The following is a 6,981-nucleotide window of genomic DNA, read 5'->3' as shown; positions in this document are numbered from 1 at the left end:
GAAGCTGAGAGTGACCTATAGGCCACTCTCAGCTTCACAACCCCGTCGAGGTGTCCGCGCCTAGAGCGGAAGTCGGACCCGAGAGGCTGTCCCGGATACCCTTGGCGCGTGAGCAGCAACAAGACGACCGCGCACGCCGTCGATCCCTTGGGCGTCGCCGTCCTCGGCTGCGGTGTGGTGGGGTCCCAGGTGGTCCGGCTCCTGCTCGAGGGCGATGCGGATCTCGCCGCCAGAGTGGGTGCGCCGCTGGAGATCAGGGGCGTGGCCGTACGTCGCCTCGACGCTCCTCGCGACGTCGAGGTGCCCGCGGAGCTGCTCACCACGGATGCCCACGGCTTGGTCGCCCGCGACGACGTCGACCTCGTGATCGAGGTGATCGGCGGCATCGAGCCGGCCCGCGGGCTCATCCTCGAGGCGTTGGAGAGCGGCGCCAGCGTCGTCACCGCCAACAAGGCGCTGCTCGCCGAGGACGGCCCGACGCTCTACGAGGCCGCCGAGAAGGCCGGCACCGACCTCTACTACGAGGCCGCGGTCGCCGGTGCGATCCCGATCCTGCGCCCCCTGCGCGACTCGCTCGTCGGCGACCACGTCACCAAGGTGATGGGCATCGTCAACGGCACCACCAACTACATCCTCGACAAGATGGACACGTACGGTGCCGGCTTCGAGGAGGCTCTCGCCGAGGCCCAGGACCTGGGCTACGCCGAGGCCGACCCGACCGCCGACGTCGAGGGCTTCGACGCCGCCGCCAAGGCCGCGATCCTGGCGAGCCTCGCCTTCCACACCCGGGTGACCGCCAGCGACGTCTACCGCGAGGGCATCACCGAGGTGACAGCCGGCGACGTCGCCTCCGCCAAGGCCATGGGCAGCGTCGTCAAGCTGCTCGCGATCGCCGAGCTCGACGGCGACGACGTCTCGGCGAGAGTCCACCCGGTGATGATCCCGCGCACCCACGCGCTGGCGACCGTGCGCGGCGCCTACAACGCCGTCTTCGTCGAGTCCGCCTCGGCCGGCGACCTGATGTTCTACGGCCAGGGCGCGGGCGGCGACCCCACCGCGAGCGCCGTCCTGGGTGACCTGGTCACGATCGCACGCAACAAGGTCCTCGGCACCCGTGGCTTCGGCGAGTCCGCCTACGCCGCCCGCGCGGTGCGCCCGATGGGCGAGACCGTCACCCGCTACCACGTCAGCCTCGACGTGGCCGACAAGGCCGGCGTGCTCGCCGCCGTCGCGACCGCCTTCTCCGAGCACGGCGTCTCGATCAAGGCCGTACGCCAAGAAGGCAGGGGAGAGGACGCCCAGCTCGTCGTCGTCTCCCACGAGGCCCCCGATGCCGCGCTCGCGGCGACCGTGCAGCACCTGCGCGAGATGGAGTACGTCCGCGACGTCGCCTCGGTGATGCGCGTAGAAGGAGCAGTGTGATGACGACCAGTCAGTGGCGAGGCGTGATCGAGGAATACCGCACCCTCCTCGACATCCCCCAGGACACCCCGGCGGTGACGCTCGGCGAGGGCGGCACCCCGCTGGTCCACTCCGAGTGGCTCTCCGGCGCCACCAAGGGTGAGGTGTGGCTGAAGGTCGAGGGCCAGAACCCGACCGGCTCGTTCAAGGACCGCGGCATGACCGCGGCCATCTCGGTCGCCGTCCACGAGGGCGCCAAGGCCGTGGTCTGCGCCTCGACCGGCAACACGTCGGCCTCGATGGCGGCCTACGCGGCCAAGGCCGGGATCACCCCGGTGGTGCTCGTCCCCAACGGCAAGATCAGTGCCGCCAAGATGGCTCAGGCGCTGGTCCACGGCGCCGAGGTGGTCAAGGTACGCGGCAACTTCGACGACTGCCTCAAGCTCTCCCGCGCCCTCGCCGACAGCTACCCTGTCGCGCTGGTCAACTCCGTCAACCCGGTCCGCCTCGAGGGCCAGAAGACGGCCGCCTTCGAGGTCGTCGACCGCCTGGGTGACGCCCCCGACTACCACCTGATGCCGATCGGCAACGCCGGCAACCTCTCCGCCTACTGGCTCGGCTACGAGCAGTACGCAGCGGCCGGCCACGCCACCAAGACCCCGGTCATGCGCGCCTTCCAGGCCGAGGGCGCGGCCCCGCTCGTGCTCGGCCACCCGGTCGAGCACCCCGAGACCAGGGCGACCGCGATCCGCATCGGCAACCCGGCCTCGTGGCAGCTCGCCGAGGCCGCGGCCGCCAAGTCCGGTGGCCGCTTCCGCGCGCTCTCCGACGACCAGATCCTCTCCGCCCAAGCCCAGCTGGCCCGCAACGACGGAGTCTTCGTCGAGCCCGCATCAGCGGCCGGCGTCGCCGGGCTCCTCGCCGACCTCGAGCTGGGCGAGACCTACGCCGGGGCCACCACGGTCATCACCGTCACCGGCCACGGGCTCAAGGACACCGCCACCGCGCTGGAGTTCTTCGGTGAGCTGCCCGAGATCATCATCGACGCCGACCTCGAGGCCGCGGCGGCCGCAGCCGGGCTCGCGTAGCTCATGACGTTCGTAGAGGGCCCCGTCACCGTCACCGTCCCGGCCACCTCCGCCAACCTCGGTCCCGGCTACGACTCGCTCGGGCTGGCGCTCGACCTGCGTGACGCGCTCACCGGCGAGGTGATCGCCGAGGGCCTGGAGGTCACCGTCGACGGTGCGGGTGAGGGCACCGTCCCGCTCGACGAGTCGCACCTCGTCGTGCGCTCGATGCGGGCCGCCTTCGAGATCATCGGCAAGCAGCCGGCCGGTCTGCGGCTGCACTGCCACAACCGGATCCCGCACGCGCGCGGCCTGGGCTCGTCCTCGGCTGCGATCATCGGCGGCCTCGTGCTCGCTCGTGCCCTGGTCGCCGGGGGAGAGCTGATCCTCGACGACGACACTCTCTTCCAGAAGGCGGCCGAGATCGAGGGTCACCCCGACAACGTCGCGCCTGCCTTCCACGGCGGCTTCACGATCGCGGGTGACGATGAAGGCTTCTTCGCCGTCCGCACCGCCGTCGACCCGAGGATCAGCGTCGTCGTGTTCGTCCCCGCGACCGGCGTCGAGACCAAGGCTGCCCGCGGGCTGCTGCCCGAGACCGTCCCGCACTCCGACGCGGCGGCCGGCGCTGGACGTACGGCCCTCCTGGTCGCGGCGCTGAGTGATGCGCCCGAACACCTGCACCGTGCCACCCGTGACTTCCTGCACCAGGAGTACCGACGACCCGCGATGCCGGAGTCGCTCGCCCTGGTCGACGAGCTGCGCGCCGACGGCGTCGCCGCGATCGTCTCCGGCGCCGGGCCCACGGTCCTGGCGTTCAGCAGCGGCGTCGAGTCGGCCGAGACGGCCAAGCTCACCACCCGCTGCCCCGAGGGTTGGGCCTGCCAAGCGCTGAGCGTCGACATGGACGGCGTACGCATCCTCTGACCCGCGTTCCGGGCCCCTGCTGTGAGGGGTGCCATGCGTGTTAGCCTGGGGATACATCCGTTGGGCCGTTCAGGCCTGCGAGTGTGCTATCCCCCTTTCGTGCCGTGCCACTTCATTTGGCGCGCACCGGTGCGTCAGGGGTTCTGACAAACGAGCCGTCGGCGTCGTACGCCGATCGGCGATACGTGGGAAAGGACTCACGTGACTGAAACCATGGAATCCACTGCGCCGGAGCCGAACGCAGCCCCGAAGAAGCGCGGTGGCCTTGGCGGAATGCTTCTCGCCGACCTCAAGGCGATGGCGAGCGGAATGGGTATCACCGGGGCGAACTCGATGAAGAAGGCCCAGCTGATCGAAGCGATCAAGGCCGCGCAGAGCAGCCGTGCGCAGTCGGCGCCGGCGGAGAGGGCCGAGAAGCCCGCCGCTGAGAAGGCCGCCGCTGAGAAGCCTGCCGCTGAGAAGCCTGCGGAGAAGACCGCAGAGAAGCCGGCCGAGACGGCCGAGAAGCCCGCGGAGAAGTCCGCCGAGGCTGCTGACGCCGGCAACGAGGGCGCCCAGCGCCCGCGTCGCCAGCGCAACCAGAACAAGAGCGGCGGTCAGGCCGGTCAGGGTGGCCAGTCCAGCCAGGGCGGCCAGGGCGGCCAGGGCGGCCAGGGCGGCCAGGGCGGCCAGGGCGGTCAGTCCGGTCAGCCCGCCGGCGGTGGCCAGGGCAAGGGTCCGGCCAAGGCCGGGCAGCCAGCCGCCGAGAAGAAGAACGAGGACGCCCAGAAGGAGCGGGCGGCCGAGTCGGCCGACGAGGGCGATGACGACGGCGAGGGCGGCAGCCGCCGCAACCGCCGCCGCCGTGGCCGCGATCGCGACCGTAACCGCCCGGGCCGCGGCGAGCCGGACACGACCGTCCTCGAGGACGACGTGCTCGTGCCCGCGGCAGGCATCCTGGACGTACTCGACAACTACGCCTTCGTCCGCACCTCCGGCTACCTGCCCGGACCCGACGACGTCTACCTCTCCCTGTCGCTGGTCAAGCGTCTCGGCCTGCGCCGTGGCGACGCGATCGTCGGCCAGGTGCGCCAGCCCCGTGAGGGCGAGCGCAAGGAGAAGTACAACCCGATGGTGCGCATCGACTCGGTCAACGGTGCCGACCCCGAGGTCGCCAAGCACCGCGTCGAGTTCGACAAGCTGGCGCCGGTCCACCCCGACCAGCGACTGCGCCTCGAGGGCGGCTCGGACCCGGTCACCGGTCGCGTCATCGACCTGGTCGCGCCGATCGGCAAGGGCCAGCGCGGCCTGATCGCCTCGCCGTCGAAGGCGGGCAAGACGACCGTCCTGCAGGCGATCGCCGGCGCGATCACGGCCAACAACCCCGAGTGCCACCTGATGGTCGTGCTCGTCGACGAGCGCCCGGAGGAGGTCACCGACTTCGAGCGCAGCGTCAAGGGCGAGGTCATCGCCTCCACCTTCGACCGTCAGCCCGCCGACCACACCGTGGTGGCCGAGCTGGCGATCGAGCGGGCCAAGCGCCTGGTCGAGCTCGGCCACGACGTGGTCGTCCTGCTCGACGGGCTGACCCGCCTGGGCAAGGCGTACAACCTGTCCGTCCCGGCCTCGGGCCGCATCCTCGGTGGCGGCGTCGACTCCGCGGCGCTCTACCCGACGAAGCGGTTCTTCGGCGCGGCCCGCAACGTCGAGGACGGCGGTTCGCTGACCATCCTCGCCACGGCCGCGGTCGAGACGGGTTCGAAGACCGACGAGATCATCTTCGACGCGTTCAAGGACACCGCCAACTCCGAGCTGCGCCTGAGCGAGGACTACGCCGAGGCCGGGATCTTCCCCGCCGTCGACGTGGCCGCGTCCGGCACGCGCCGCGACGACCTGCTCTTCGCCGGTGGCGAGGGCGACGCGGTGCGCAAGCTGCGTGCCTCGCTGGCCACGCTCGACGGCGCCAAGGCGGCCTCGGTGCTGGCCGACAAGGTGGCAGGGTCTGCCACCAACATGGTGCTCCTCAACGAGGTCGCCAAGAGCTGAATGTGATGTGCGCCTGGGGCTGCCGGGAATTATTGGCGGCCCCAGGCGTTCACATACACTGAATCCTCGGTGCCGGTTCACGTCCCGCAACCTGCGGCGGCGACCCGGAGCCCCATGTCTTGAGAGGAACCTCATGAAGACCGACATCCACCCGACTTACGTCGAGACCCAGGTCACCTGCACCTGCGGCAACTCCTTCACCACCCGCAGCACCGTGGCCGAGGGCGCGATCCGTGCCGACGTGTGCTCCAACTGCCACCCGTTCTACACGGGCAAGCAGAAGATCCTCGACACCGGCGGTCGCGTGGCTCGCTTCGAGGCTCGCTTCGGCAAGCGCAACAAGTAGCTCCGGAGAACGGCAGAGCCCAGCGCCGGCCCCTGCGTCTGCAGGTGGCCGGCGCTGGCGTGTTTGGAGGGTTTCACCGGCGTACGAAGCGAGGCGGAGATGTCACAGTTTGAAGCGGTCGAAGGACTCATCGAGGAGCACGTCGGGCTGGAGAAACGGCTCGCCGAGCCCGAGACCCACGCCGACGCGCGCCTGGCGAAGAAGCTCAACCAGAGGTACGCCGAGCTGAGCTCGATCATCGACGCCTACCGCTCCTGGCAGCAGCTCGGTGACGACATCGGTGCCGCCCGCGAGCTGGCGGGGGAGGACCCTGCCTTCGCCGAGGAGGCCGAGGCGCTGGTGCCGCAGCGTGAGGAGGCCGAGGAGCGGCTGCGCCGCCTGCTCGTGCCCCGCGACCCGACCGACGACAAGGACGCCATCCTCGAGGTGAAGTCGGGGGAGGGCGGCGAGGAGTCGGCGCTGTTCGCCGGCGACCTGCTGCGGATGTACACCCGCTATGCAGAGCGTCAGGGCTGGAAGCTCGAGTTCCTCGACGCCAACGAGTCCGACCTCGGCGGCTACAAGTCGGTCACCGTGGCGGTGAAGGCGAAGGGGACCTCAGAGCCCGGCCGGGCGCCCTATGCGCTGCTCAAGTTCGAGGGTGGCGTACACCGTGTCCAGCGGGTGCCGGTCACCGAGTCGCAGGGCCGCGTGCACACCTCGGCCGCCGGCGTCCTGGTGGTTCCCGAGGCCGAGCCCATCGATGTCGAGATCAACGACAACGACCTCCGCATCGACGTCTACCGCTCCTCGGGCCCCGGCGGCCAGTCGGTCAACACCACCGACTCCGCGGTCCGGATCACCCACGTCCCCACCGGCATCGTGGTCTCCATGCAGAACGAGAAGTCGCAGCTGCAGAACAAGGAGCAGGCCATGCGCGTGCTCCGCTCGCGCCTGCTCCAGGCAGCCCAGGACGCCGCCGACGCGGAAGCCTCCGACGCCCGCCGCTCCCAGGTGCGCACCGTCGACCGCTCCGAGCGCATCCGCACCTACAACTTCCCGGAGAACCGCATCTCCGACCACCGCACCGGCTACAAGTCCTACAACCTCGACCAGGTCCTCGACGGCGACCTGGAGCCGGTGATCGGCAGTGCCGTCGACGCCGACCTGGCCGCCCGTCTGGCCTCGCTCGACTCCTGATCCGTTCAACGCCGAAGGGCGCAGTCACCAGGTGAC

Annotated in this window: 6 protein-coding genes; all 6 read left to right on the top strand. The window is 70.5% G+C overall.

Annotated features, from left to right (window positions below; genetic code table 11):
- Window positions 1-108 precede the first annotated feature (108 nt).
- The 6 genes from ACFU7D_RS27760 (at window position 109) to prfA (ending at window position 6,945) form a co-directional block, all read left to right on the top strand.
- A complete protein-coding gene (locus tag ACFU7D_RS27760; RefSeq protein WP_378726519.1) occupies window positions 109-1,422 on the top strand; it encodes a homoserine dehydrogenase in 1,314 nt (437 codons plus the stop codon).
- Window positions 1,422-2,489 carry a threonine synthase gene (gene thrC / locus ACFU7D_RS27755; RefSeq protein ID WP_378726517.1) on the top strand — a complete coding sequence of 356 codons (1,068 nt, stop codon included), beginning with the start codon at window positions 1,422-1,424 and terminating at the stop codon, window positions 2,487-2,489. Before ACFU7D_RS27760 ends, thrC begins: the two co-directional genes overlap by 1 nt.
- A 3-nt stretch (window positions 2,490-2,492) precedes the next feature.
- Window positions 2,493-3,395, top strand: coding sequence for a homoserine kinase (gene thrB, locus ACFU7D_RS27750; protein WP_378873397.1), 903 nt, complete (start codon window positions 2,493-2,495; stop codon window positions 3,393-3,395).
- Between the two features lie 213 nt (window positions 3,396-3,608).
- Window positions 3,609-5,420, top strand: a complete 1,812-nt coding sequence (rho, locus tag ACFU7D_RS27745) for a transcription termination factor Rho (RefSeq protein ID WP_378873396.1) — start codon at window positions 3,609-3,611, stop codon at window positions 5,418-5,420.
- Window positions 5,421-5,553: 133 nt separating this feature from the next.
- Window positions 5,554-5,766, top strand: coding sequence for a 50S ribosomal protein L31 (gene rpmE, locus ACFU7D_RS27740; RefSeq protein WP_350832694.1), 213 nt, complete (start codon window positions 5,554-5,556; stop codon window positions 5,764-5,766).
- A 99-nt stretch (window positions 5,767-5,865) separates the two neighbouring features.
- Window positions 5,866-6,945, top strand: coding sequence for a peptide chain release factor 1 (prfA, locus tag ACFU7D_RS27735; protein WP_378873394.1), 1,080 nt, complete (start codon window positions 5,866-5,868; stop codon window positions 6,943-6,945).
- Window positions 6,946-6,981: the final 36 nt, after the last annotated feature.

This window comes from Nocardioides sp. NPDC057577, from assembly GCF_042801335.1.
Taxonomy (GTDB): domain Bacteria; phylum Actinomycetota; class Actinomycetes; order Propionibacteriales; family Nocardioidaceae; genus Nocardioides.
Note: the sequence above shows the minus strand (reverse complement) of the source record. Positions and strands in the feature narration are given on the sequence as shown.